The sequence below is a fragment of the Curvibacter fontanus genome (genome assembly GCF_054780335.1).
The window spans coordinates 162,294-187,059 of sequence record NZ_BAAGWN010000011.1; the positions used below are offsets into that span (position 1 = coordinate 162,294).

Annotated in this window: 26 protein-coding genes; 5 read left to right on the forward strand and 21 right to left on the reverse strand. The window is 66.6% G+C overall.

The window, feature by feature from the left end; all coding sequences use genetic code 11:
* Positions 1-14: 14 nt before the first annotated feature.
* Genes ACYVH8_RS06890 through rfbB form a run of 9 tightly spaced genes read right to left on the reverse strand, consistent with a single transcriptional unit; the run spans position 15 to position 6,774 of the window.
* Positions 15-1,691, reverse strand: coding sequence for a sugar phosphate nucleotidyltransferase (locus ACYVH8_RS06890; RefSeq protein ID WP_460488138.1), 1,677 nt, complete (start codon positions 1,689-1,691; stop codon positions 15-17).
* The gene (rfbC, locus tag ACYVH8_RS06895; protein ID WP_460488139.1) at positions 1,688-2,233 is read right to left on the reverse strand and encodes a dTDP-4-dehydrorhamnose 3,5-epimerase; all 546 of its coding nucleotides are present in this window, start codon (positions 2,231-2,233) and stop codon (positions 1,688-1,690) included. The genes ACYVH8_RS06890 and rfbC overlap by 4 nt, the downstream gene beginning before the upstream one ends.
* Positions 2,234-2,241: 8 nt before the next feature.
* On the reverse strand, positions 2,242-2,796 hold the full coding sequence (locus tag ACYVH8_RS06900) for a hypothetical protein (protein ID WP_460488140.1): 555 nt from the start codon (positions 2,794-2,796) through the stop codon (positions 2,242-2,244).
* Entirely contained in the window at positions 2,793-3,098 is a 306-nt protein-coding gene (locus tag ACYVH8_RS06905; protein ID WP_460488141.1) for a hypothetical protein, read from the reverse strand. Before ACYVH8_RS06905 ends, ACYVH8_RS06900 begins: the two co-directional genes overlap by 4 nt.
* A gap of 35 nt (positions 3,099-3,133) precedes the next feature.
* On the reverse strand, positions 3,134-4,051 hold the full coding sequence (rfbA, locus tag ACYVH8_RS06910) for a glucose-1-phosphate thymidylyltransferase RfbA (RefSeq protein WP_460488142.1): 918 nt from the start codon (positions 4,049-4,051) through the stop codon (positions 3,134-3,136).
* A gap of 30 nt (positions 4,052-4,081) precedes the next feature.
* Positions 4,082-4,531 (reverse strand): TA system VapC family ribonuclease toxin, encoded by a 450-nt coding sequence (locus ACYVH8_RS06915; RefSeq protein WP_460488143.1) that lies wholly within the window; start codon positions 4,529-4,531, stop codon positions 4,082-4,084.
* A complete protein-coding gene (locus ACYVH8_RS06920; RefSeq protein WP_460488144.1) occupies positions 4,531-4,767 on the reverse strand; it encodes a CopG family transcriptional regulator in 237 nt (78 codons plus the stop codon). Before ACYVH8_RS06920 ends, ACYVH8_RS06915 begins: the two co-directional genes overlap by 1 nt.
* 49 nt (positions 4,768-4,816) lie before the next feature.
* Positions 4,817-5,722: a dTDP-4-dehydrorhamnose reductase gene (gene rfbD / locus ACYVH8_RS06925; RefSeq protein ID WP_460488145.1), complete on the reverse strand. Its 906-nt coding sequence runs from the start codon at positions 5,720-5,722 to the stop codon at positions 4,817-4,819.
* Complete coding sequence (gene rfbB, locus ACYVH8_RS06930) at positions 5,719-6,774, reverse strand: dTDP-glucose 4,6-dehydratase (protein WP_460488146.1); 1,056 nt, start codon at positions 6,772-6,774, stop codon at positions 5,719-5,721. Before rfbB ends, rfbD begins: the two co-directional genes overlap by 4 nt.
* 169 nt (positions 6,775-6,943) lie before the next feature.
* On the opposite strand from rfbB, the gene ACYVH8_RS06935 reads away from it, so the two are divergent.
* Genes ACYVH8_RS06935 through ACYVH8_RS06945 form a run of 3 tightly spaced genes read left to right on the forward strand, consistent with a single transcriptional unit; the run spans position 6,944 to position 8,363 of the window.
* Entirely contained in the window at positions 6,944-7,426 is a 483-nt protein-coding gene (locus ACYVH8_RS06935) for a phasin family protein (protein ID WP_460488147.1), read from the forward strand.
* Complete coding sequence (locus ACYVH8_RS06940; protein WP_460488148.1) at positions 7,426-8,112, forward strand: TetR/AcrR family transcriptional regulator; 687 nt, start codon at positions 7,426-7,428, stop codon at positions 8,110-8,112. Before ACYVH8_RS06935 ends, ACYVH8_RS06940 begins: the two co-directional genes overlap by 1 nt.
* Entirely contained in the window at positions 8,109-8,363 is a 255-nt protein-coding gene (locus tag ACYVH8_RS06945) for an acyl-CoA-binding protein (protein ID WP_460488149.1), read from the forward strand. Before ACYVH8_RS06940 ends, ACYVH8_RS06945 begins: the two co-directional genes overlap by 4 nt.
* A 126-nt stretch (positions 8,364-8,489) precedes the next feature.
* On the opposite strand, the gene ACYVH8_RS06950 is transcribed toward ACYVH8_RS06945, so the two are convergent.
* Complete coding sequence (locus ACYVH8_RS06950) at positions 8,490-9,728, reverse strand: CaiB/BaiF CoA transferase family protein (protein WP_460488150.1); 1,239 nt, start codon at positions 9,726-9,728, stop codon at positions 8,490-8,492.
* 70 nt (positions 9,729-9,798) lie between these two features.
* Between ACYVH8_RS06950 and ACYVH8_RS06955 the strand changes: the two genes are divergently transcribed.
* Positions 9,799-10,125 (forward strand): DUF1840 domain-containing protein, encoded by a 327-nt coding sequence (locus ACYVH8_RS06955; RefSeq protein WP_460488151.1) that lies wholly within the window; start codon positions 9,799-9,801, stop codon positions 10,123-10,125.
* A gap of 219 nt (positions 10,126-10,344) precedes the next feature.
* Here ACYVH8_RS06955 and ACYVH8_RS06960 read toward each other — a convergent pair whose 3' ends face one another.
* From ACYVH8_RS06960 to ACYVH8_RS07005, 10 genes are all read right to left on the reverse strand, one after another.
* A complete protein-coding gene (locus ACYVH8_RS06960) occupies positions 10,345-11,346 on the reverse strand; it encodes a Bug family tripartite tricarboxylate transporter substrate binding protein (RefSeq protein ID WP_460488152.1) in 1,002 nt (333 codons plus the stop codon).
* Between the two features lie 247 nt (positions 11,347-11,593).
* On the reverse strand, positions 11,594-12,568 hold the full coding sequence (locus ACYVH8_RS06965) for a tripartite tricarboxylate transporter substrate-binding protein (RefSeq protein WP_460488153.1): 975 nt from the start codon (positions 12,566-12,568) through the stop codon (positions 11,594-11,596).
* A gap of 101 nt (positions 12,569-12,669) precedes the next feature.
* Positions 12,670-13,941, reverse strand: a complete 1,272-nt coding sequence (locus ACYVH8_RS06970; protein WP_460488154.1) for a phenylacetate--CoA ligase family protein — start codon at positions 13,939-13,941, stop codon at positions 12,670-12,672.
* A gap of 117 nt (positions 13,942-14,058) precedes the next feature.
* Positions 14,059-14,868: an ABC transporter ATP-binding protein gene (locus ACYVH8_RS06975; protein ID WP_460488155.1), complete on the reverse strand. Its 810-nt coding sequence runs from the start codon at positions 14,866-14,868 to the stop codon at positions 14,059-14,061.
* A gap of 145 nt (positions 14,869-15,013) precedes the next feature.
* On the reverse strand, positions 15,014-16,330 hold the full coding sequence (locus tag ACYVH8_RS06980; RefSeq protein WP_460488156.1) for an ABC transporter substrate-binding protein: 1,317 nt from the start codon (positions 16,328-16,330) through the stop codon (positions 15,014-15,016).
* Positions 16,331-16,414: 84 nt separating this feature from the next.
* Complete coding sequence (locus tag ACYVH8_RS06985) at positions 16,415-17,491, reverse strand: branched-chain amino acid ABC transporter permease (RefSeq protein WP_460488157.1); 1,077 nt, start codon at positions 17,489-17,491, stop codon at positions 16,415-16,417.
* Between the two features lie 176 nt (positions 17,492-17,667).
* A complete protein-coding gene (locus ACYVH8_RS06990; protein WP_460488158.1) occupies positions 17,668-18,597 on the reverse strand; it encodes a branched-chain amino acid ABC transporter permease in 930 nt (309 codons plus the stop codon).
* Positions 18,581-18,706 carry a hypothetical protein gene (locus ACYVH8_RS06995; RefSeq protein ID WP_460488159.1) on the reverse strand — a complete coding sequence of 42 codons (126 nt, stop codon included), beginning with the start codon at positions 18,704-18,706 and terminating at the stop codon, positions 18,581-18,583. Before ACYVH8_RS06995 ends, ACYVH8_RS06990 begins: the two co-directional genes overlap by 17 nt.
* Positions 18,703-19,503 carry an ABC transporter ATP-binding protein gene (locus ACYVH8_RS07000; RefSeq protein ID WP_460488160.1) on the reverse strand — a complete coding sequence of 267 codons (801 nt, stop codon included), beginning with the start codon at positions 19,501-19,503 and terminating at the stop codon, positions 18,703-18,705. Before ACYVH8_RS07000 ends, ACYVH8_RS06995 begins: the two co-directional genes overlap by 4 nt.
* A gap of 115 nt (positions 19,504-19,618) precedes the next feature.
* Positions 19,619-21,568 (reverse strand): AMP-dependent synthetase/ligase, encoded by a 1,950-nt coding sequence (locus ACYVH8_RS07005; RefSeq protein ID WP_460488161.1) that lies wholly within the window; start codon positions 21,566-21,568, stop codon positions 19,619-19,621.
* Between the two features lie 105 nt (positions 21,569-21,673).
* Here ACYVH8_RS07005 and ACYVH8_RS07010 point away from each other — a divergent pair, with 105 nt between their 5' ends.
* Positions 21,674-22,393 (forward strand): Crp/Fnr family transcriptional regulator, encoded by a 720-nt coding sequence (locus tag ACYVH8_RS07010; RefSeq protein ID WP_460488162.1) that lies wholly within the window; start codon positions 21,674-21,676, stop codon positions 22,391-22,393.
* Between the two features lie 274 nt (positions 22,394-22,667).
* On the opposite strand, the gene ACYVH8_RS07015 is transcribed toward ACYVH8_RS07010, so the two are convergent.
* Entirely contained in the window at positions 22,668-24,743 is a 2,076-nt protein-coding gene (locus tag ACYVH8_RS07015; protein ID WP_460488163.1) for a TonB-dependent receptor family protein, read from the reverse strand.
* Between the last annotated feature and the right edge of the window lie 23 nt (positions 24,744-24,766).

Sequence of the window (24,766 nt, forward strand, 5' to 3'; positions counted from 1 at the left end):
ATTGACTCGCTGGCTCATTTGCGTCCATAAGTGTCTTCGAAACGCACGATATCGTCTTCACCCAGGTACGCGCCGCTCTGCACCTCGATGATCTCCAGCGGCTCCTTGCCCGGATTGGCCAGGCGGTGCACCTGCCCGATGGGAATGTAGGTGCTCTGATTTTCGCCCAGCACCATGACCCTGTCGCCATTGGTCACCTCGGCCGTGCCGCTGACCACCACCCAGTGCTCGGCGCGGTGATGGTGCATCTGCAACGAGAGCGAGGCGCCGGGCTTGACCATGATGCGCTTGACCTGGAAGCGCTCGCCCATGTCGATGCTGTCGTACCAGCCCCAGGGACGCGCCACACGGCGGTGCTGCACGGCCTGGGACGCATCGAGCGCCTCCAGCTTGGCCACCACCTCCTTCACGGCCTCGGCGTGGGCGGTATCGGCCACCAGCAGGGCATCGGGGGTGTCGATGATGAGCAGGTCTTTCGTGCCCAGCGCCACCACGGGTCGCCGGCCGCCCGCGTGGATGTAGGTACGGCTGGCGCGCAGGTGGTGGGCATGCTGCGCCTCGCCGCCGCTGCGGTTGCCCTGCGCGTCGGCTTGCGCCAGATCGGCCACGGCGTTCCAGCTGCCCACGTCGCTCCACTGGCCGGTGAAGGGGAAGACCGTGATGCCGGGGCTGCCCTCACCCCTCCCTCTCCCAGAGGGAGAGGGAGAAATACCGCCTTCGTCTGACTCACTTCCGGGCGGAGAGAGAGAGAGATCTCCCTCGCCCCTCCCTCTCCCAGGGGGAGAGGGGGGAACACCACCCGCGCCTGGCCCTTTTATCTCCCTCTCCCCCTGGGAGAGGGCAGGGGTGAGGGCCGGCTGTTGCGAAACCGGCTCCATGACGGCGTAGTCGATGGATTGGCTGCGGCAGCCGGCGAAAACCTGCGCATCGGGGCGCAGGAAGAGGCCGTCACGCTGCGGTTGCTGCATCGCCTGGCGACAGACGTCCAGGATGTCGGGCGCGTGGGCCTGCAGGGCCTGCAGCAGGTCGGCCGCGCGCATCAGGAAGATGCCGGCATTCCAGAGGTACTGCCCACTGGCCAGGAATTCGAGTGCCTTGTCCTGCGCCGGCTTCTCGACGAAGCGGGCCACCTCGAAGCCGGCACCGGTCACCGCCCCCTTCTGGATATAGCCATAGGCCGTGCTGGGGAAGCTGGGCTGCACGCCGAAGGTCACCAGCCGGCCGGCCTGTGCAGCTGGGGCCGCCTGTTGCACCATGTCTCCAAAAGCCTGCGCATCCGGAATGTGATGGTCGGCCGGGCAGAACAGCAGCAGGGCGTCGGCCGGTGCGGCCAGGGCCGCCAGGGCCATGGCGGCGGCGGTGTTTTTGGGCTGCGGCTCCAGAATCTGGCGCACGCGCAAGCCCGCCCGGGCCGCCACATCCGCCAGCAGGAAACGGTGTTCTTCGGACGACACGCAGGTGATGCAGGGACGGCCTTCGACAGGCTCAGGCCGAACGGCGGCGGGGTCGTCATGCGTCGGCATGTCATGCTGACACAGCGGCGCCACGCGCTCCAGCGTGAGCTGCAGCAGGGACTTGTCGCCCAGCAGCGGGATGAACTGCTTGGGGAAGGCCTTGCGCGACAGGGGCCACAGGCGCGTGCCGCTGCCGCCGCAGAGGATGACGGGATGGATGACGGGCGTCGGATTCATGCGTACACCTCGGCCTGCACCAGCGGCTTGCCCTGCTGATCCTTGCCGGACAGCACCGGCGCGCCGTTCAGGGGCCACTGGATGCCGATGGCCGGGTCGTTCCAGGCGATGCAGCGCTCGTACTCAGGCGCGTAATAGTCGGTGGTCTTGTAGAGGAAGTCGGCCGACTCGCTGGTGACCAGAAACCCATGCGCAAAGCCGGCCGGCACCCACATCTGGCGCTGGTTGCCTTCGCTGAGCTCTACGCCGACCCACTTGCCGAAGGTGGGCGAGCTTCTGCGCACATCCACCGCCACGTCAAACACGCTGCCGCGCACCACGCGCACCAGCTTGCCCTGCGCCTGCCTGAGCTGGTAGTGCAGGCCGCGCAGCACACCCCGGGCGCTGCGGCTGTGGTTGTCCTGCACGAAGTTCAACTCCAGGCCCGTGGCCTGATGGAAGGCACGTTGGTTGAAGCTTTCGAAGAAAAAGCCGCGCGCGTCGCCGAACACTTTGGGTTCGATGATCAGGACGTCGGGGATGGCGGTGGGGATGATGTTCATGGCAACCCTCACCCCCGCCCTCTCCCAGAGGGAGAGGGAGTTGATGGGGCGCCTCTCCCGGAGGGAGAGGAAGGTGAGGCACTCATGCGCTGCCGCGCCACGACAGCCATCTGATCATGCGCCTGCTCCAGCATGGGCACCTGCGCCACCAGTCGACGCAGGTTGGCGCGCATCAGTTCGGGCTGCGCCGGGTATTCGCGAGCGGTCTGGTTGCGTAGTTCGCGCAGCAGTTGCCATTGCTCGGCGCTGGTCAGCATGCCGAGCTTTTCGGCACGGTTGAGCTTGTCCAGGAAAGGTTCGTCGTCGCGCCACTCCTGCGTCATCTGCAGCAGCGCAGGCAGCAGGCGCGTGCCCATGGCGTCTTGCAGGCGGCCAAAGCGGTAAACAAGTTGATCCAACGTACGAACCTGCGCATCCTCCAGCGAGAGGACAAGAGCGGCATCTTCCTTCAAGGCCGCGAATTCGCCGGCTTCCAGCCAGGCCTGGTGCAGGCGCTGGCGGTGAACGGCACACTCTTCCAGTGCGGGATTGAGCTTGAATTCGATGATGTCTTGCGGCGTCACAAAGGCACTCCCGTTGTTTCAGCGATTCGGTGGATCGGCTGCACGGTCTGCCCAGGCGCGGGCGCGAAAACCAGATCAATGCGCTGTTCGCCCAGCTGCTGCTTGGCCTTGACCAGGAACTTGAGTTTGGCGTCCAACTGCGCGTCTGCGGTCAAAGCGAGGCCGGTGACATAGAGATCGATATCCCCGCCGCGTCGCTGATCGTCGATACGCGAGCCAAACAGGCTGATGCGCGCCTGTGGGCCAAACACCTCCGCAGCGATATGCTTGAGGCCTTCGATCTGCCGGGAAGTGAGTCGCATGGGGTCGATTCTATTGAGCGCCGGGCGTCTTGCCCTCACCCCTGCCCTCTCCCAGAGGGAGAGGGAGTCTGAATGGAGTTTTCCTTCAGCAGGCGCAGCAGGTACTGGCCATAGCCGTTCTTGGCCAGCGGCTGCGCCAGCTTTTCGAGTTGCTCACTGGTGATCCAGCCGTGACGCCAGGCGATCTCTTCCGGGCAGGCGATCTTCAGGCCCTGGCGGTGCTCCAGGGTGGCGATGAACTGGCTGGCCTCGAGCAGGCTGTCGTGGGTGCCGGTATCGAGCCAGGCATACCCCCGCCCCATCATCTGCACGCTGAGCTGGCCGCGGTCCAGGTAGATCTGGTTGACCGTGGTGATCTCGAGTTCACCCCGTGCGCTGGGCTGCACGGCCTTGGCGATGTCCACCACCTGGCTGTCGTAGAAATACAGGCCGGTGACAGCGTAATTGCTCTTCGGCACCTTGGGCTTTTCCTCGATGCTGCTGGCCTGGCCCCGGGCATCGAAGGCCACCACGCCGTAGCGCTCGGGGTCGTTCACGTGGTAGGCAAAGACGGTGGCGCCGCTGGTTTTGGCATCCGCGGCGCCCAGCAGGCCCTGGAAGTCATGGCCGTAGTAGATGTTGTCGCCCAGCACCAGGGCGCTCGGGCTGTTGCCCACAAAATGCTCGCCGATGATGAAGGCCTGGGCCAGCCCGTCCGGGCTGGGCTGCACGGCGTACTGCAGGTTCAGGCCCCATTGGCTGCCGTCGCCCAGCAGTTGGGAGAAACGCGGCGTGTCCTGCGGGGTGCTGATGAGCAGGATGTCGCGCATGCCGGCCAGCATCAGCGTGCTCAGCGGGTAATACACCATGGGCTTGTCGTAGACCGGCAGCAGCTGCTTGCTGATGGCCAGCGTGGCCGGGTGCAGACGGGTGCCGGAGCCGCCAGCCAGGATGATGCCCTTGCGTTGTGTCATGGTGTCGGATCCGGAATGTCAGGGGGGAGGTCAGGAAGAGGCACTGGGGGCTTTCAGCACCACCAGATGCCGGGATTGGGCGCCCTGCACAGCCGCCAGCGGAACGGCCCGGTCCAGCGTGACCAGCCGTCCCTGGTTCCGGACGGCCAGGGCCAGCAGATAGGCATCGGTGATGTGGCGCCCGGTGAGCAGCCGACTCCAGTCCAGCAGGTCGGGCGTCAGCAGGCTGATGGCGTCGGGCCAAAAATGATGCGCGGCATGCCGGGTGGCCTCGCCCAGCCGAAGCGCCACTTCAGCCGCTGGCGTCTGGTTGGGGTAGGCCGTCTGGGACAGGATGCGGATGCAGCCGTTCTGGGTCAGCGGGCAGGAGGCCCAGCCGGCATCGAGATGTCTGGCCAGCCATTGTGTGGCCGTGGCATGGTGCACATGCCCGCCGTCCAGCAGGGCAATGAGCACATTGATGTCCAGCAGCGCGACCATCAAACGCCTTCGGATTCGCGCAGGGCGTTGACCTGGTCGTTGCTGGTCAGTGCGCCGTGGCGCGGCAAGGGCCGGAAGCCAGCCACGGTCGGAGCCGATGGGCTGTCGCCCGTCCGGCTCGTCAAGGCCCGCCTCGCCAGGCGCGAGATCACCTGCCCGGCGCTCAGATGCTCCCGTCGCGCCATCTCCTTGGCGGCCAGCAGAACGTCGTCTTCGATGTCCAGAGTGGTTCGCATACCGAATTCCAAGACCAAGTTGATGCGATGATTGTAAATCATCAGCGCATCAAACTATCTCCCTCAGCATGCGCGCCACCCCGTCCTCCCAGTGCGGCAAGGTCAGGCCGAAGGTGTTTTGCAGCAGCGTGGTGTCCAGGCGTGAATTGTGCGGCCGTTGGGCCGGTGTCGGATAGGCCGAGGCCGGGATCGGCAGCACCTGTTCCGGCCCGGCTTTCAGGGCCCGGCCGGCCGCCTGCGCCCGCTGCAGCACGAAGCGCGCATAACCGTGCCAGGAAGTCTCGCCGGCCGCCGCGAGGTGATAGATGCCCGATGACGTCAGGTCGTTGCGCCGCATGGGCGGCAGCACGTGCCGGATGGCGTGGGCCGTCACGTCGGCCAGCAGGTCGGCCCCGGTGGGCGCACCGATCTGGTCGTCGATCACCGTGAGCTGCTCACGCTCGGCGGCCAGGCGCAGCATGGTCCTGGCGAAATTGCCGCCACGTGCGCCGTAGACCCAGCTGGTGCGCAGGATCAGGTGCTGGCAGCCGCCGGCCGCGATGGCCTGTTCGCCTTCGAGCTTGGTACGACCATAGACACTGAGCGGTGCGGCGGCATCCGATTCCTTCCACGGCGTGCTGCCGCTGCCGTCGAACACATAGTCGGTGCTGTAGTGCACCAGCCAGGCCCCGAGCTGCGCGGCCTCGCGGGCCAGCGCCGCCGGGGCCAGGGCATTGAGGGCGCGGGCCAGCTCGGGCTCGCTCTCGGCCTTGTCTACCGCGGTATGCGCTGCGGCATTGACGATCACCTGCGGCTGCACGCTGCGCACGGTCTGCGCCAGCCCCTCGATGTCGGTGAAATCGCCGCACAGATCCTTGCTGTCATGGTCCAGTGCCACAAGCTCGCCCAGCACCGCCAGGGAACGCTGCAGCTCCCAGCCGACCTGGCCATTCTTGCCGAGCAGCAGAATCTTCATGCGTATTGCTTGCTCACCCAGTCGCGGTAGGCGCCGGACTGCACGTGCGCCACCCAGTCCTGGTGGTCCAGGTACCACAAGACCGTCTTGCGGATGCCGGTCTCGAAGGTCTCGGCCGGTTTCCAGCCCAGTTCCTTTTCCAGCTTGCGCGCATCGATGGCGTAGCGCCGGTCGTGGCCCGGGCGATCTTTCACGTAGGTGATCTGCCCGCGGTAGCTCTTGCCATCAGGGCGCGGGCGCAGTTCGTCGAGCAGCGCACACAGCGTCTGCACGATCTCGATATTGGGCTTCTCGTTCCAGCCGCCCACGTTGTAGACCTCGCCCAGCCGGCCGGCGGCCAGCACGCGGCGGATGGCGCTGCAGTGGTCCTTGACGTACAGCCAGTCACGGATCTGCATGCCGTCACCGTAGACCGGCAGGGGCTTGCCCGCCAGGGCGTTGACGATCATCAGCGGGATCAGCTTCTCGGGGAAGTGGCAGGGGCCGTAGTTGTTGCTGCAATTGGTGGTCAGCACCGGCAGGCCGTAGGTGTGATGGTAGGCGCGCACCAGGTGGTCGCTGGCCGCCTTGCTGGCGCTGTAGGGGCTGTTGGGTTCGTAGCGGTGCTGTTCCGTGAAGGCCGGCTCGGCCGGGGCCAGGGAGCCGTAGACCTCGTCGGTGGACACATGCAGGAAACGAAAGGCCGCTTTGCCTGCTTCGTCCAGCCCGCCCCAGTGGGCCCGCACGGACTCCAGCAGGCGGAAGGTGCCGACGATATTGGTCTGGATGAAGTCTTCCGGGCCGTGGATGGAGCGGTCCACATGGGACTCGGCCGCGAAGTTGAGCACGGCACGCGGCCGGTGCTCGGCCAGCAGGCGCTGCAGCAGGGCGCCGTCGGCGATGTCACCCCGCACGAAGACATGCCGCGGGTCACCCTGCAGCGTGGCCAGGTTTTCCAGGTTGCCGGCGTAGGTCAGCTTGTCGAGATTGAGCACCGGCTCGTCGGTCTGAGCCAGCCAGTCCAGCACGAAATTCGCGCCGATAAACCCCGCCCCGCCGGTGACCAGAATCATGCATGCCCCTGTGACCCGGTAGCGCCGCTTCAGGCCGGCCCCGGGCTGTGTATGAACGCTCAAGTTTATCGCATGGCCAACCTGCAAACGCCTGCCGCCCAGGCACTGGCGCACCGGCCCGACTGGGCGTAGAGTCCCGTTCATACCGGCCCTTCAGGAGTACAGCACCATGAGCAGCAAATCGACCTCGCACGGCACTCCCCCGCACCCCTCCGAAGCCGATTCCGTGCGCGACTCGGCCCACCAGATCTGGCTGGCCGGCCTGGGCGCCTTCACCAAGGCCCAGCAGGAAGGCGGCAAGGTCTTCGACGCCCTGGTGCAGGAAGGCCTGACCATGCAGCGCAAGGCCCAGACCACGGCCGAGGCCAGGCTGAGCGAGGCCAGCCAGAAGATGAGCAGCATGGCCCGGGAGATCGGCAGCCGCGCCACCGGCCAGTGGGACAAGCTCGAAGGCCTGTTCGAGGAGCGCGTGGCCCGCGCCCTGGAACGCCTGGGCATGCCCACGGCGCAGCAGGTCCAGGCCTTGCAGGCCCGTGTGGCGGCGCTGGAAGCGCAGCTCAAGGCCCGTGCCGCCAAGCCGGCTACGGCCGCGAAAAAAGCCACCCCTGCCCGCAAGACAGCGCGCAAACCCGCCGCCAAGACAACCCGCTGATGGCCAAAAAGGCGCCACGCCGCACCGCCCAGCGCATCCAGGAGGCGGCGCTGGCGCTGTTCAACCGCTACGGCGAGCCCAATGTCTCCACCACCCAGATCGCCGCCGAGCTGGGCATCAGCCCGGGCAACCTCTACTACCACTACCCGGCCAAGGACGGCCTGGTCAACACCCTCTTCGAGCAGTACGAGCAGGCCCTGGCCGGCCTGCTGCCGGCCGCCGGGGACGTGCGCGACGTGGAAGGCGCCTGGTTTTTCATGCACAGCCTGTTCGAACGGATCTGGGAATACCGCTTCCTCTACCGCGACCTCAACCTCCTGCTCAGCCGCAACCGCCGGCTCGAAGCCGGCATCCAGCAGACCCTGCACGACCAGACCGTGGCGCTGAGCACCCTGCTGGCGCGGCTGCAGGGCAGCGGCGCGCTGCAGATCGAAGCGGTGGACGCTGCCGGCCTGGCCACCAGCCAGGTGGTGCTGCTGAGCTACTGGCTGAGCTACGAGTACGCGCTGAACCCGCGCCATGCGCTGGAACCCGAGGGCCTGCAGTCCGCCGGCCTGCGCGGGGCCGGCCAGGCCCTCGGTTTGCTGCTACCCTACCTGGTTGCGGCGCAGCAGGCCCACCTGCGGCGCCTGCTGCGCGCCTATGAACCCGCCCATGCCATCGAGAACCCCGGAGCCACCCCATGAGTGACCTCAAGTCCAAATTCGAAGCCGCCGTCGCCGCGTCCAAAGACCTCAGCGAGCGCCCCGACAACATGACTCTGCTCAAGATCTACGCCCTGTACAAGCAGGCCAGCGCCGGCGCCCCCACCGATGCGCGCCCCGGTTTCTCCGACATGGTGGGCCGTGCCAAGTGGGACGCCTGGAACGCGCTCAAGGACAAGAGCCAGGACGAGGCCATGCAGGACTACATCGACCTGATCGAGTCGCTGGGCTGATGCCCTCACCCTAGCCCTCTCCCAGGGGGAGAGGGGACAAGACGGTCGCATTGTCCCCCGGGAGAGGGCGGTGGAAATGCATTGCTCCCCCTCCCCCTGGGAGAGGGTTAGGGTGAGGGCAGGTATTCACCCCACCACGCCACGCACCTTGAGCGCAGCAATCTGCGCCTCCGTCAGCCCCACCTCGCGCAGCACGGCCTCGCTGTCCTGCCCGAGGGCCGGCGCCAGTCGCCACTGACCGCCCGGCGTGGCCGAGAGCTTGGGCACCACGCCCGGCACCGTCAGTGCGCTGCCATCCTCCATGGTCACCGTCTGCAGCATGCCGCGCGCCGCGTAATGCGGATCGGCCGCGATGTCGGCCACCGTGTAGATCTTGCCGGCCGGCACCTGGGCCGCGTCGAGCGCGGCCAGCACGGCATCCACCGCCATCGCCGCCGCCCACTTTCCGATCGCCGCGTCCAGTTCCTGCACCCGCGCCACGCGGCCCGCGTTGTCGGCCAGCGCCGGGTCATTGGCCAGATCGTCACGACCGATGCAGTGCATCAGGCGCTTGAAGATGCTGTCGCCGTTGCCCGCGATCAGGGCGTAACCCCCGTCGCTGCAACGGTAGGCGTTGGTGGGCGCGATGCCCGGCATGGCGCTGCCGGCCGGCCCGCGCACCGCGCCAAAAGCGCTGTACTCGGGCAGCAGGCTCTCCATGCAGTTGAACACCGCCTCGTACAGGGCCACGTCGATCACCTGGCCTCGCCCCTTCGGCGCTGCCTGACTGACCGTGGCGTGGCGGTGCTGCAGCGCCAGCAGGACGCCGATGACGCCGTGCAAAGAGGCCAGCGTGTCGCCGATGGACACGCCCACACGCACCGGCACGCGCCCGGACTCGGCCGTCAGGTGGCGCAGGCCGCCCATGGCCTCGGCCACCACGCCGAAACCGGGCCGGTCGCGGTAGGGCCCGGTCTGGCCGTAGCCGCTGATGCGCAACATGATGAGCCCCGGGTTCAGCGTCTGCAGCGCCTCCGGCCCCAGGCCCCAACCCTCCATCGCGCCGGGACGGAAGTTCTCGATCAGCACGTCGGCCTCGGCGGTCAGCTTGCGCACGATGTCCTGCGCCTCGGGCTGTTTGAGGTCCAGGGCCAGCGAACGCTTGTTGCGCGACTGCACCTGCCACCAGACCGAGGTGCCGTCCTTGAGCAAACGCCACTTGCGCAGCGGATCACCGGCGCCCGGCGGTTCGATCTTGATCACCTCGGCGCCGAAATCGGCCAGGGTCTTGGCGGCGAAGGGGCCGGCGATCAGCTGACCCAGTTCGACGACCTTGAGCCCGGTCAGCGGGCCTGAGGGCTTGCGTCGGTCTTGTTGTGTCTCCATGCCCTGCATGCTACCCTCACAGCCCTCACCCCAACCCTCTCCCGCAGGGAGAGGGAGAAAGCCCAGCCCCATGCTCTACAAGTTCAAGTCCCGCGCCGCCGCCGACCTCATCATGCTCGAGCCCAATGGCCGGCGCCTGCTGCAGATCATCGGCAAGCCGCTGGACGAGAAGCAGGGCATCCTGCAGCCGCAGGACATGGGGGCGGCCATCGCCGCCTTGGAAGCCGCCATCACCCAGGAAGAGGCCCGGCAGCAAGCTGCGCGGGAAGCCACCGTGGCACGCGGCGAAGAGCCTCCGAAGGCCGAGGACGTCTCGCTGCGTCAGCGCGCCGCCCCCTTCATCGAGATGCTGCGCCGCTGCGAGAAAGCAGACAAGGAAATCGTCTGGGGGGTGTAGTCCAACGCTACGTCAACGCCGAAACGCCGCGCCTGAAGAAAGCCAAATCGTGGAACGCCGTGGAACCGGCTTGGCCGGGCCACTGGCGTTGCCCCCTGCAAGGGGGGCTGAGACCTGCGGCTCCAAGCCTGCCCGCGCAGGCTTGGACAGGTCGAAGAGCCTTGGCCTCTGGACAAGGCCCCGCGGCGACTAGCGAACGAAGGGAGCGGAGCCTGGGGGTTAATCCACTTTGGCGCCGGAGGCTTTCACGACCGCTGCCCACTTCTTGTGTTCGGCATCGATGAAGCGGGTGAACTCCTGGGGTGACATGCCGCCGGGGATGGCCCCCTGGGCCTGCAGCTTTTCCTTGATGGCCTGCGTGCCCAGCGACTTGGCCACCTCCTGCTGGATGCGGTTGACGATGTCGGGCGGGGTGCCGGCCGGCGCCAGCAGGCCAAACCAGCTGCTCGCCTCGAAGCCCTTGAGCTTGCCCGCCTCCTCCACCGTCGGGATGTCCGGCAGGGCCGTAGAACGCTGGCTGCTGGTCACGGCAAAGGCCTTGAGCTTGCCCGACTTGATGAGGGGCATGGAAGACGGCAGGTTGTCGAACATGACATCCATATTGCCGCCCACCATGTCCAGCAGCGCCGGACCGGAGCCGCGGTAGGGGATGTGCGTCATGAAGATGCCGGTCATGGACTTGAACAGTTCACCGGCCAGGTGGATGGACGTGCCGTTGCCGCTGGAGGCCATGTTGAGCTTGCCGGGGTTGGCGCGGGCGTACTTGATGAAGTCGGCCACGCTGTTGATGTTCAGCGCCCGGGCCCTGTCGGCGTTCATCACCATCACATTGGGCACGCCGGCCACCAGGGTGATGGGCGCAAAATCCTTCTGCGGCTCGTAGGGCAGCTTGGCATACAGCGCCTTGTTGATCCCGTGCGTGCCCACCGTGCCCATCAGCAGGGTGTAGCCGTCCGCCGGCGACTTGGCCACGATGTCCGCGCCGACATTGCCGCCGGCGCCGCCGCGGTTGTCCACCACGAAGGGCTGGCCAAAGGCCTTGGTCAGCTCCGGCGCCATGGCGCGCGCCAGGATGTCGGTGGTGCCGCCCGGCGCAAAGGGCACGACGATCTTCACCGGCTTGCTCGGCCAGGCATCCTGGGCCCAGACGGCTGGTGTCAGCGCGAGCAGCGTTGCGGCGGCGAGCAGATGGCGGCGGTTCGAGGCAAAGATCTTGCGCATGGTGATGTCTCCTGGATTTGATGCGGTCGAGTGTAGGCTTTGGCTTGCTTCTGTGACCTAGGGTTTGCCTCGGGTTGGGTTGACTGTTTGTCGCTTTCGATACTGGCCGTTGGCTGGCTGTTTTTCTTGCGTGGCATTGCCGGGATGTGCCCCCGGCAATGCCACGCAAGCAACAACACAACTCAACGCAAAAAAGAAAAAGCCACCTGAACGGTGGCCTTTCCGGCAGTGAAGCAGAACGAATCAATCAGTCGGCGTAAACCCCGGCCGCTTTCAAAATGGGGCTCCACTTGGCGATTTCGTCGGCCACGAACTTCTTGTGTTCGGCCGGCTCGACGCGCTTGTCGGTCACCACCACGGCGCCCAGGCCTTCCTGCTTCTTGATGAAGTCCGGGTCCTTGAGCGCGGCCTTGAGCGCGGCGTTGAGCTTGGCCAGCACATCGGCCGGCGTGCCCTTGGGCGCGTACAGGCCGTGCCAGATCGTCACTTCGAAGCCCTTGAGGCCGGACTCGTTGAGCGTCGGCAGGTCCTTGAGTGCAGGCGTCGTCAGGCGCTTGGCCGTGGTCACGGCAAAAGCCTTGACCTTCTTGCCCTCGATCTGGCTCGTGGTGTTGGTGGTCTGATCGCACAGCAGATCGATCTGGCCGCCGATCAGGTCGGTGATGGCCGGGGCCGTACCCTTGTAGGGGACGGTGGTCATGTCGGTCTTGAGCGCGTTCTGGAACATCAGGCCGCACAGGTGCGAAGCGGCGCCGATGCCGGCGTTGCCCAGATTGATCTTGCCCTTGTTCTCGCTGATCCAGGTCGTCAGTTCCTTGTAGTTGTTGGCCGGCAGGTTGGGGCGGGCGATCAGGGTCATGGGCACGTCGTTGACCATGCCCAGGTAATCGAAGTCGGTCTCGACCTTGAAGGGCAGGTTGCGCACCAGGGTGGGCATGGTGGCCATGCCGATGTGGTGCAGCAGCAGGGTGTGACCGTCGGCGGCGGCCTTGGCCACCTTGTTGGCGCCGATGGAGCCGCCGGCGCCGGCTGCGTTGTCCACTACCAGGGTCACGCCGCCCAGGGGCTTGCGCATGGCCTCGGCCAGGTCACGCGCCACGCGGTCGGTCGGGCCGCCGGCCGCGAAGGGCACGACGATGGTGATGGGCTTGGATCCGGGGAAGGATTGGGCCTGGGCCGCGATAGCGGTCACGGCGGCAGCGAGCAGTAGCAAACGTTTCATGGTGAACCTCCAAAGAATGGGAGGGAGTCTAGCCCCGCCCGTCCAGCATGCCAGCGCGGAAAATACTTAGTCCGAGGGAAAACCCCGCCCAAACAGGCTGCTCACTTGTAACTGCGTGCGTCCTCGATCACCTTGCCGTCGTTGGGCAGGCTGCCGGGCAGTACCAGCTCCACCTCGCCGCGCAACTTGGTCACGTCGCGGATGGTTTCGGCAATGCGCAGGGCCAGTTCGCCCGGCCCGCCGCAGGCCGTTTCCACCTGCAGTGTCATGCGGTCGTTGGCCATCTCGCCGGCCACCACCAGGCGCGCGCGCACCACCTCCGGGTAAGGCTTGACGATCTCGGCGATCTGGCCTGGGTGCACGAACATGCCACGCACCTTGGTGGTCTGGTCAGCGCGCCCCAGCCAGCCCTTGATGCGTGTATTGGTCCGCCCCGTGGGGCAAGGGCCGGGCAGGATGGCCGAGAGGTCGCCGGTGCCGAAACGGATCAGCGGGTAGTCCGGATTCAGTACCGTGACCACCACCTCGCCCACCTCGCCCTCGGGCGCGGGGTCGCCCGTGCCGGGACGCACGATCTCCATGATCACGTCCTCCTCCAGCACCAGGCCCTCGCGCGCCGAAGTCTCGTAGGCAATGAGGCCGGCGTCGGCCGTGGCATAACACTGGTAGGCGGTGATGCCGCGCCCGCCCAGCCAGTCGCGCAGGCTGGGCGGAAAGGCCTCGCCGCTGACCAGGGCCTTGCGGATGGACAGGGTCTGCCCCGCCTCCTGCGCCTTCTCGACCAGGATCTTCAGGAAACCCGGTGTGCCGGCGTAGGCCACGGGCCGCAGGTCGGCGATGGCCGCGAGCTGCTGCTCGCTATTGCCCGTGCCGCCCGGAAACACCGTGCAGCCCAGGGCCTGTGCGCCGGCCTCCATGATCCAGGCGCCGGGGGTCAGGTGGTAGCTGAAGCAGTTGTGCACGAGATCACCGGCCTCGAAACCGGCCGCCGCAAAGGCGCGGGCACTGCGCCAGTAATCTGCGGCATGCCCCTCGGGTTCGTAGATCGGGCCGGGCGACTGGAAAACGCGCCGCGCCCCGCTGTTGCGCAGCAGGCCGCGCCAGCCGATCGCAGCGAAACCGCCGAAGGGATCACCCGCATCACGCGCGCGTGCAGCCTGCTGGCGCTCCAGCAACTCGTGCTTGCGCGTCACCGGCAGGCGGGCCAGCGCGGCCCGGCTGGTGATCGCCGTCGCATCGACGCCGCGCAGGATCTCGGCGAACGCCGGGGCCAAACGCTGGGCCTGCGCCACATGGCCCGGCAGGGCGGCCAGCAGCGCCGCCTCGCGCTGCGCCGGGTCGCGCGTTTCGAGCGCATCAAAAAAATCAGTCATCCTTGCCTCTCTTTTCCCTCTCCTTCCGGGAGAGGGTTGGGGTGAGGGCTCTTACCCATCCAACGCCCGCCCCTCACCCCCTCCCTCACCCCCAAAGGGGGGAGGGAGTGAATCGGTTCACGCCAGCCAGCGCTTACGGCGTTTGTAGCTTTTGACGTCTCGGAAACTCTTGCGCTCGCCGCCGCCCATGCCGAGGTAGAACTCCTTCACGTCCTCGTTGCTGGCCAGGTCGACCGCTGCGCCATCCATCACGATGCGGCCGGACTCCATGATGTAGCCGTAGTCCGCGTACTTGAGCGCCATGCTCGTGTTCTGCTCGGCCAGCAGGAAGGTCACGCGCTCCTTCTGGTTCAGGTCTTTCACGATCTCGAACACCTCTTCCACGATCTGCGGTGCCAGACCCATGGAGGGCTCGTCCAGCAGCACCATGCTGGGGTTGGCCATGAGCGCCCGGCCGACGGCGCACATCTGCTGTTCGCCTCCCGAGGTGTAGGCCGCCTGCGAGCCGCGGCGTGTCTTCAGGCGCGGAAAGTAGGTGTAGACCTTCTCCAGGCCAGCGGCCACTTCGGTCTTGCTCTTGCGCGTGTAGGCCCCGGTCAACAGGTTCTCCTCGATGGTCAGATGGGCAAAGCAGTGCCGCCCCTCCATCACCTGCACCACACCACGCTGCACCAGCTCGGACGGCGTGAGGTTCTCGATGCGCTCGCCGCGCAACTCGATCGAACCCTTGGTCACCTCGCCGCGCTCGCCCTTGAGCAGATTGGAGATGGCGCGCAGCGTCGTGGTCTTGCCCGCGCCGTTGCCCCCGAGCAGCGCCACGATGCCCCCTTCCGGCACCTGCAGCGACACGCCCTTGAGCACCAGGATCACGTGGTTGTAGATGACCTCGATGCCGTTGACGTTGATGACGATATTGGCTGTACCCATGACGAAATGACCCTCCGCAAACACGAGCGCCGCACGCGGCACTCGTGTTTGCGCACGGATGACGCGCTGCGCGCATGACCTCTTCCCTGTCATGGATGCGGCAGAGCCGCAAGGTCATGCCTGCGCAGCAGGCGTCATGCCGTCATCAGCTTTGACAGTCAGCCGGGGTGCGCGCCGTCAGCTTCTTCTCCGCCGCGTACTTGGCCGCCGTGCTCTTCACCAGCGGCTTGATGATCTGTTCGTCGGCCTGCAGCCAGTCCGAGGTGAACACCCATTTCTTGCCGTCCCAGGTGTGGATGCGCGCCCAGGAAGCGCCCATGTGGTCCACGCAGGAGGTGCTGATCGGCCGCATGACCCCGGCAAAACCCAGCGCGTCCAGCTTGGCCTGCGTGAGGTTCAGGTTCTCCAGGCCCCAGCGCACCTGTTCACCCGTCATGACCTTGCCCTTGCCGTAGCGCTCCTGCGCCGCGCGGATGCCCTCGATGCCCAGCATCGCGCTCATGGCGCCGCGCATGTACAGCACCTGGCCCACCTCCTCCTTCGGGCCCGTGCCCTGGCCCTTGCCGTGCACCAGGGCCATCACGTCCTTGACCAGCTTGGACTGCGGCTCGGCGCCGTGCTGCATGGTCACGGCGTTGTAGCCCTTGGCGCCCTCGGCCACGTCCTTCACGTCGGGTTCGGCACCGGCCCACCACACGCCGTACATCTTTTCGCGCGGGTAACCCGTGGCCTGGGCCTCCTTGATGGCCGTGCTGTTCATCACGCCCCAGCCCCACAGCGCCACGTAGTCAGGCCGGCTCTGGCGCACCTGCAGCCAGGTGGCCTTCTGCTCCACGCCCGGCGCGGTCACCGGCAGCAGTTGCAGGCTGAAGCCGTGCATGGCCGCGCGTTCCTGCAGCAGCGGGATGGGTTCCTTGCCGAAGGGGCTGTCGTGGTAGACCAGCGCGATCTTCTTGCCCTTGAGCTTGGCCAGGCCGCCTTCCTTCTTGGCGATGGCCTGGATGATGGCGTCGGCCGCCACCCAGTAGGTGCCGGCGAGAGGGAAGTTCCACTTGAACACCGTGCCGTCGGCGCTTTCGCTGCGGCCGTAGCCCACCGTCACCACGGAGATCTTGTCGGCCGGGGCCTTCTCGGTGATGGCAAAGGTCGCGCCCGTGGACAGGGGCTGCACCAGGGTAGCCCCCTTGCTCTTGAGGCGTTCATAGCACTCGACGCTGCGCGCCGTGTCGTAGCCGGTCTCGCACTCCTCGAAGGAGAGCTTCACGCCGTTGACGCCCCCGCGCGCATTGACGAGTTTGAGGTAGTCCACATAACCATTGGCCCAGGGCACGCCGTTGGGCGCGTAGGGGCCGGTGCGGTAGGACAGCACCGGAATGAACTGCTCCTTGGCTTGCGCCAGGGCTGCCACCGGCGCAGTACACGCCACCACCGTGGCCGCCAGAACGAGATGACGTAGCTTCATACTTGTCTCCTTAGAGTTGATCGGAACACCACCAGCACATCAGCCATCAAGAAAACATAAACCCAGGGGGCTGCAGCCCTGAGTTCAGTGTGGGAAGGGCCACAGGCGCATCTTCTGCTTGCCCACGGACCACAAGCGCGCCAGGCCGTGCGGTTCCACGATCAGGAACCAGACGATCAGGCCGCCAAAAATCATGAGCTCGGCATGCGAGATGCCGGCCGTGGAAATCTCGATGCCGAACAGGCCCAGGAACATGGGCAGGAACTGGTTGAGCGCGATGGGCAGCACCACGATGAAGGCCGCGCCGAAGAAGCTGCCCATGATGGAGCCCAGCCCGCCGATGATCACCATGAACAAGAGTCGGAACGAGTAGTCCACCGAGAAGGCCGCCGGCTCCCAGGCGCCGAGGTAGACAAAGGCCCAGAGCGCGCCGGCCACGCCGACGATGAAGGAGCTCACGGCGAAGGCGCTGAGCTTGGCGTACATGGGGCGGATGCCGATCACCGCGGCCGCCACGTCCATGTCGCGGATCGCCATCCACTCGCGGCCGATGGCGCCGCGCACCAGGTTCTTGGCCAGCAAAGCAACGACCACCAGGATGGCCAGGCAGAACCAGTACTTGCTCAGCGCGCTCTCCAGCGGCCAGCCGAAAACCTGCAGATTGGACACCGAGACCGAGCCCGAGGGCGTGTCCAGCGTGAACCACTTGATGCGCAGGAACATCCAGTCGGCGAAGAACTGGGCCGCCAGCGTGGCCACCGCGAGGTACAGGCCCTTGACGCGCAGGCTGGGCAGGCCGAACAGCACGCCGAAGGCCGTGGCGCACAGGCCGCCGAGGATGAGCGCGGGGATCAGCGGCAGGCCCGGAATGCGCACGAAGAAGTTGTAGGCCCCGTAGGCGCCTACCGCCATGAAGGCGCCCGAACCCAGCGAGATCTGGCCGCAATAACCCACCAGGATGTTCACGCCGATGGCCGCCAGCGAGAAGATCAGGAAGGGAACCAGGATGGCGCGGAACAGGTAGTCGCTGGCCAGCGCGGGCACCAGCACAAAGGCGGCCAGCAGCAGCAGGCCGATGGCGATGCGGTCCTGCAGGATGGCAAAGATCTGCTGGTCCGCGCGGTAGCTGGTCTTGAACTGGCCGTTTTCTCTGTAGAACATGAGCTAATGACTCCGCAGCTTCGCTGCTCAAGGACGGAATGACCTTGCGGCTGCGCCGCTTCGATGACGCGTGCAAGGCCTGCATGAACAACTTGGCGTCTGCGGCGCCATCATCGATGCCGCAGGCAAAGTCATCGTGCCGCGCGGCGGCATGGTCATGCGAGCGCAGCGAGCTGTCATACGCGGTCGATGATCTTCTCGCCAAACAGACCCTGCGGCCGGAACAGCAAAAACACGAGCGCCAGCACATAGGCAAACCAGATCTCGATGCCGCCGCCCACGAAGGGCCCCAGGTAGACCTCGGACAGCTTCTCGCCCACACCGATGATCAGGCCGCCGATGATGGCGCCGGGCACCGAGGTCAGGCCGCCCAGGATGATCACGGGCAGCGCGCGCAGGGCGACGGTCGCCAGCGAGAACTGCACGCCCAGCTTGCTGCCCCAGATCATCCCGGCCACCAGGGCCACCACACCGGCCAGGCACCAGACGATGACCCAGATGCGGTTGAGCGGGATGCCGATGCTCTGCGCGGCCTGGTGGTCGTCGGCCACGGCCCGCAGCGCGCGGCCGGTGGCCGTCTTCTGGAAAAACAGCGAAAGCCCGGCCACCAGCACGGCGGCGATGGCCGCGGCGAACAGGTCTTCCTGGTTGATCAGCACGCCGCCCTCGAAGACCGACTCGAAGGCGAAGATCGGGTCCTTGGGCATGCCGATGTCGATCTTGTAGATGTCGCTGCCGAACAGGGTCTGGCCCAGGCCTTCCATGAAATAGGTGATGCCCAGCGTGGCCATCAGCAGCGTGGCGCCTTCCTGGTTGACCAGGTGGCGCAGCACCAGGCGCTCGATCACCCAGGCCACGACGAACATGACGGCGCCGGCCAGCACGAAACCAAAGGTATTGGCCAGCCATTTGTTGTCGATGCCGGTCCAGGCCGGGAACCATTCGGCAAAGCGCGCCATGGCCAGGGCCGCGAACAGCACCATGGCGCCCTGCGCGAAGTTGAAGACGCCCGAGGCCTTGAAGATCAGGACAAAGCCCAGCGCCACCAGCGAATAGAGCATGCCGGCCATGAGGCCGTTGAGCAGGGTCTCAAGAAAAAATGCCATGGCTTGTCCTGTGCGAGATGACGAAATGACCTGGCTGCTGCGCAGCTTGATGAAAAATGACTTTCGTCATGCGGCGCAGCCGCGTCACCAAAGCCGAAGGCGAGGTCATTTCGTCATCTCCTGATGAGAAGTGCCCAGATAGGCCCGGACCACTTCCTCGTTCTTGCGCACGGCGTCGGGCGTGCCGTCGCCGATCTTCCTGCCGTAGTCCAGCACCACCACGCGGTCGCTGATGTCCATCACCACCCCCATGTCGTGCTCGATCAGCACCACGGTCGTGCCGAACTCGTCGTTGATGTCGAGCACGAAGCGGCACATGTCCTGCTTCTCTTCCACGTTCATGCCCGCCATGGGCTCGTCCAGCAGCAGCACCTGCGGCTCCATGGCCAGGGCCCGGCCCAGGTCCACGCGCTTCTGCAGGCCGTAGGGCAGCTGGCCCACGGGCGTCTTGCGGTGCGCCTGGATCTCCAGGAAGTCGATGATGTGCTCGACGAACTCGCGGTGGCGGATCTCCTCGCGCTCGGCGGGGCCGATCCGCAGCGCCTGCAGCAGGATGCTGCTTTTGATCTTGAGGTTGCGCCCGGACATGATGTTGTCCAGCACGCTCATGCCCTTGAACAGGGCCAGGTTCTGGAAGGTGCGCGCCACGCCCATCTCGGCCACCTGGCGGCTGTTCATGTGGTCGAAGGTCCGGCCGCGGAAGGTGATGGTGCCGTGCTGCGGCGTGTACACCCCGTTGATGCAGTTGAGCATGGAGCTCTTGCCCGCGCCGTTGGGGCCGATGATGGCGCGAATCTCGTGCTCGCGCACGTCGAAGGAGATGTCGGTCAGCGCCTTGACGCCGCCGAAGGCCAGGGAGATGTTCTTCACATCCAGAATCACGTCGCCCAATTTTCCTTGCGTCATACCCAACCCCGTTCGCACTGAGCCGCCTGTCCTGAGCACTGCCGAAGGGGTCGAAGTGCTTGTGCATTGCTAGTCTGAAGGGCTTCGACAAGCTCAGCCCGAACGGTATTTCTCCTCATGCAACCGCCTTCACTGGGGTAAAGGTCTTGGCGTCACGGATGGGCAGCGTGGCCGAAACCGTGCCGCTGCGGCCGTCCTCGAACTTCACCTGCGTCTCGATGAACTGCTCCTTGCGGCCCGCGTAGAGCGCCTCGATCAGCACGGCGTATTTGTCGCCGATGAAACCGCGGCGCACCTTGCGCGTGCGCGTGAGCTCGTCGTCGTCGGGGTCCAGCTCCTTGTGCAGCACCAGGAAACGCGCGATCTGCGTGTCGGCCATGCCGGCCTCGGTGGCCAGGCCGGCATTGACCTGCTGCACGCAGTCGGCCAGCATGTCCAGCACCTGGGGCTTGCCGGCCAGGTCCACGTAACCGCTGTAGGGCAGGCCCTGGCGCTCGGCCCAGTTGCCCACGGCCTCGAAGTCGATGTTGAGGAAGGCGCAGACCTGCTCGCGGCCGTGGCCGAAAACCACCGCCTCCTTGATCTGCGGGAAGAACTTGAGCTTGTTCTCGATGTAGTTGGGCGCGAAGATCGCGCCCGCCGCCATCTTGCCCACGTCCTTGGCGCGGTCGATGATGATCAGGTGGCCGTCCGGGTCGATCACACCGGCATCGCCCGTGTGAAAAAACCCCTCGGCGTCCATGACCTCGGCCGTGGCGTCGGGGCGCTTGTAGTACTCCTTGAGCACCGAGACACCGCGCACCAGCACCTCGCCGTTGTCGGCGATCCTGATCTCGATGCCCGGCGCCGCCTCGCCCACGCTGTTGAGCTTGACGCGGCCGTTCTTCTGGATGCAGACGTAGGCGCAGGTCTCGGTCTGGCCGTAGAGCTGCTTGAGGTTGATGCCGATGGAACGGTAGAAGCGGAACAGGTCGGGCCCGATGGCCGCGCCCGCCGTGTAGGCCACACGGATGCGGCTCAAGCCCAGCACATTGCGCAGCGGCCCGTAGACCAGCACATTGCCCAGCGCATAGAGCAGGCGGTCGCCCAGCCCCACGGGTTTTCCGTCCAGGAGCTCGGCGCCGCAGCGGCGCGCCACGGCCATGAACTTGCCGTACAGCCAGCGCTTCGGGGCGGCCGCGTCCTCCATGCGGATGGAGACCGAGGTCAGCATACCCTCGAACACCCGCGGCGGGGCGAAGTAATAACTCGGTCCGATCTCGCGCAGGTCGATGCTCACCGTCTCGGCCGACTCGGGGCAGTTGATGGTGAAACCCGCCACCAGCCACTGGGCGATGGAAAAGAGGTGGTCCCCCACCCAGGCCGGCGGCAGGTAGGAAATGATGTTGTCCTCGGGCGCCAGGCCGTCCACCTGCACCCCGCCCTGCGCGGCGGCAATGAAACTCGCATGGGTCTGGCACACGCCCTTGGGCCGGCCCGTGGTGCCCGAGGTGTAGAGGATGACCGACACATCCGAAGGCTCACCCTGGGCCACCGACTTCGCATAGAAGTCCGGATGCGTGCGCTCGTAGGCGCGGCCCAGTTCGAACAGGCGCTCGATGCCGATCAGGCCCTCGTGCCGGTAGTTGCGCAGGCCGCGCGGGTCGCCGTAGACGATGTGCTGCAGCAGGCCACCGTCCACATCCTTAAGACTCTCGCGCAGCTCCAGCAGCTTGTCGACCTGCTCCTGGTTCTCGGCAAAGGCGTAATGGATCTCAGCGTCCTGCAGCACGAAGGCCATCTCGCTGGCGATCGCGTCCTGGTACATGGGCACGGGCACGCCGCGCAGGCTCTGCGCCACGACAAAGGCCAGATAGAGATGCGGCCGGTTGTCGCCCACGATGGCCAGGTTCTGCCCGGGCTTGAAGCCCAGGGCCGCCAGGCCGCAGCTCATGAGCTTCACGTCCTCGGCCGCACGCGCCCAGCCCCAGGTCTGCCAGATGCCGTATTCCTTCTCGCGCAGGGCCGGGGCTTGCGGCCGCTCGGCTGCGTGCTGCATCAGGAGTCGCGGGAAGGTCGTCTGCATCCTGTTTCCTTGTGGACTTGCGGCCCATGGTAGGGCGGTGATTTGACGTTTTGTTGTCGTTACGACGACAATTCAGGGCAATCCCTAGCTGGGACTTACCCGCCCATGACAACCGAATCCAGCCTGCACCAGCGTCGGCGCGCACTCACCGAACCTGAACTCGCGGGCATCCCCTGGCTGCCCCGGCTCACGCCGGATGAACGCGCTTATGCCGCGGGGGAGTTGCAGATCAGCGAAGCCCAACCCGGTGACCTGGTCTGCCGCATGGGCCGGCCCGTGACCTACTGGTTCGGCGTGGTCGACGGCCTGCTCAAGATGAGCAGCGAAAACGCCGAGGGCCAGTCCCTCACCTTTGCCGGCCTGCCCCCGGGCGGCTGGTTCGGCGAGGGCACGGTGCTCAAGCGCGAGAGCTACCGCTACAACGTGCAGACCCTGCGCAAGAGCCTGGTGGCCGGCCTGCCTGTGGAGAGCTTCCACCGCCTGCTGGACCAGTCCATCGGCTTCAACCGCTTCGTGATGAACCAGCTCAACGAGCGCCTGGGCCAGTTCATCGCCGCGCGCGAGATCGACCGCATGAACAGCCCCGACCTGCGCGTCGCGCGCAGCCTGGCCGCACTCTTCAACCCCGTGCTCTACCCCGGCGTGGGCGAGGTGCTGCGCATCACCCAGCAGGAGCTGGCCTACCTCGTAGGTCTCTCGCGCCAGCGCGTCAACGAAGCCCTGGCCAATCTGCAGGCCCAGAACCTGATCCGCATCGAGTACGGCGGCCTGCGCGTGCTGGACCTAGAAGGCCTGAGGTATATGAAGCACCCCCCGAGCGGCTGACGCCGCTCGATGCTCACGGCCTGAGTCCGTGGCTCTTCAGGCTGTCCAAGCCTGCGCATGCAGGCTTGGAGCCGCAGCCCTCAGCCCCTCTCTCGCCTGCGGCGGGAGGGGGGCGCACCCAGTGGCCCGGCGAAGCCGGTTCCACGGGTGCCCTGGAACGGCCAGCTGCGCGGCCTTGTGCATCCCTGCCAACCCTGACCGTTACGAAGAGGACCCAAACCAGGGCGCCCGCGGAGCTGGCTTCGCCAAGCCACTGTGCCGCTCGGGGGGTGTCTCACAGAGGCAGATTCAGGCGCACACCCAGCGTCCAGTTGAAGCCGGGCGCCGGTTCGTAGAACTGGCTGGCCGCCTGGTTGACGATGACCGAGCCCACATAACGCTGGTCCGTCACGTTGTCCAGGCGCCCGTAGGCCGTCAGGCTGCCCTTGCCCGCCACCGGCCAGCCCTGGCTGGCCTTGAGGTTGAGCGTGCTGTAGCCCTCGGCCGAAGCCGTGTTGCTGTCGTTGGCGTAGAGCTTGCCGGCGCTCACCACCTCCGCGCCGGCCTGCGTGCCCAGCCCCGGCTTGCGCCCGGCGTTGTCCAGGGCCTGCGCGGACCACAGCAGCTCGGTGAACAGGAAATGCTGCGGGATGCCCGGCATGCGGTTGCCGGCGTTCACCGTCACGCCGTTGGTGACAAAGGTTTCCGAGAACTTCGCCTCGATCGCCGAAGCCGACAGCGTGGCCCGCCAGTTCGGGCTCAGCAGGGTGCGGCCGGCCAGCTCCCAGCCGCTGCGCGTGGTGCCCGGCGCGTTCTTGTAGGCCGTGCTGCCGCCGCTGCTCACCGCCACCACGATCTCGTCCGTGGTGGCTATCTGGTAGAGCGTGAAGTCCAGGCGCGAGCGTGCATCGGGCGCCCACTTGGCGCCCAGCTCGTAGTGCTGGCTGCGCGCCGCGTTGATGCCGGGGTTGAAGCTGGGCGCGCCGGTGCCGGTGTAGGCCACCTCCACCAGCGTGGGCGTCTCGAAACCGCGGCCGTAGTTGGCGTAGAGGTTCAGCGTGTCCAGCGTGTGCCAGGTCAGGCCCAGCACCGGGTTGGCCGCGCTGTAGCTCACGTCGCCCGAGCCGTTGCCGTTGCTGAGGAAGTAGTCTTCGCTGGCGATGCGCACCGAACTCGCGCGCAGGCCGGCTGTGGCCGACAGGCGCTCGGCCGCCAGCACCGTGCCCTGGACGAAGGCATCGCTGTTCTGCGCGCTGTTGTCCTCGTTGCGCGTCAGCGCGCCGGATTTCTCGCCCCCGCTCACCCCGCCGGACTGGCGTCGCTCCTTGGAGTAGTCGTACTCGTAACCCGCCACCCAGTTGACCGGGCGGCTGCCCCAGCGGGCCTGCGCGTTGTACTGCAGGCCCGCGCCGTAGTAGTCGCGGTTCAGACCCACCCAGTTGGTGGGCAGGTACTGCAGGTTGTCGCGTTTGCCGTAGTACAGGCGCGCCGTCACCGAACGGTTGGCGTCCAGCGCGTGCGTCACCGACGTGCCGGCCTGGCTCTGGCTGGTGATCTTGCGCAGGCGCGCGCTGATCGCGTTGGTGCCGGCCTGCGTGGCGTCCTGCGCCAGCTGCGCCGCCGTCAGACCCACCGGGTCCTGGGCCAGCGGCATGTCGAACTGGTTGAAGACCAGGTTCACGCGCGTGTGCGCGTCGGGCCCGAAGCTGAGCTTGCTGTTGAACTGCCTGCGCTCCGTCGTGCTGTTGTCGCGATAGCCGTTGGTGTCGAAGGTGCTGTAGTCGGCCACCAGCCCCACCGTGCCGACGCGCCCGGCAAGCTGCCAGTCGCTGCGGTGCATCTCGTAGGCGCCCGTGTAGTACTGCAGGCCGGCCTCGGGCACTTCGGGCGCCTCGCGCGTGAAGGCCTGGATCACCCCGCCAGCCGAGTTGCCGTACATCAGAGCCAGCGGCCCGCGCAGCACTTCGATGCGTTCGGTGGACGTGAGCGCCACCGAGGACCCCTGGCCTTGGCCATCGGGCGTGGTGGCGGGGATGCCGTCGATCAGCAGGCGGATGCCACGGATGCCGAAGGCCGAGCGCGCGCCGAAACCGCGGATCGAGACCTGCAGGTCCTGCGCGTAGTTCTGCCGGTTCAAAACGGTCAGGCCCGGCACGCGGTTGAGCGACTCCGAGAGATTGACCTGCGGGCCCGCGCCCTGGAGGGTCTCGCGGTCCACGGCCTCGACCGCCGCCGGCGCGTCAAAGCTGCGCTGCGCTGCGCGCGAGGCCGAAATCACCACGTCGTCCAGCGCCTGGCCCCAGACGGGCACGGCGCCCAGGCCGCTCACCAGCAGGGCCAGCGTTGCGCGGGCGCCAGGGAACCGGCTCACCCGGCTGTCTCGTTGTTGGTGCA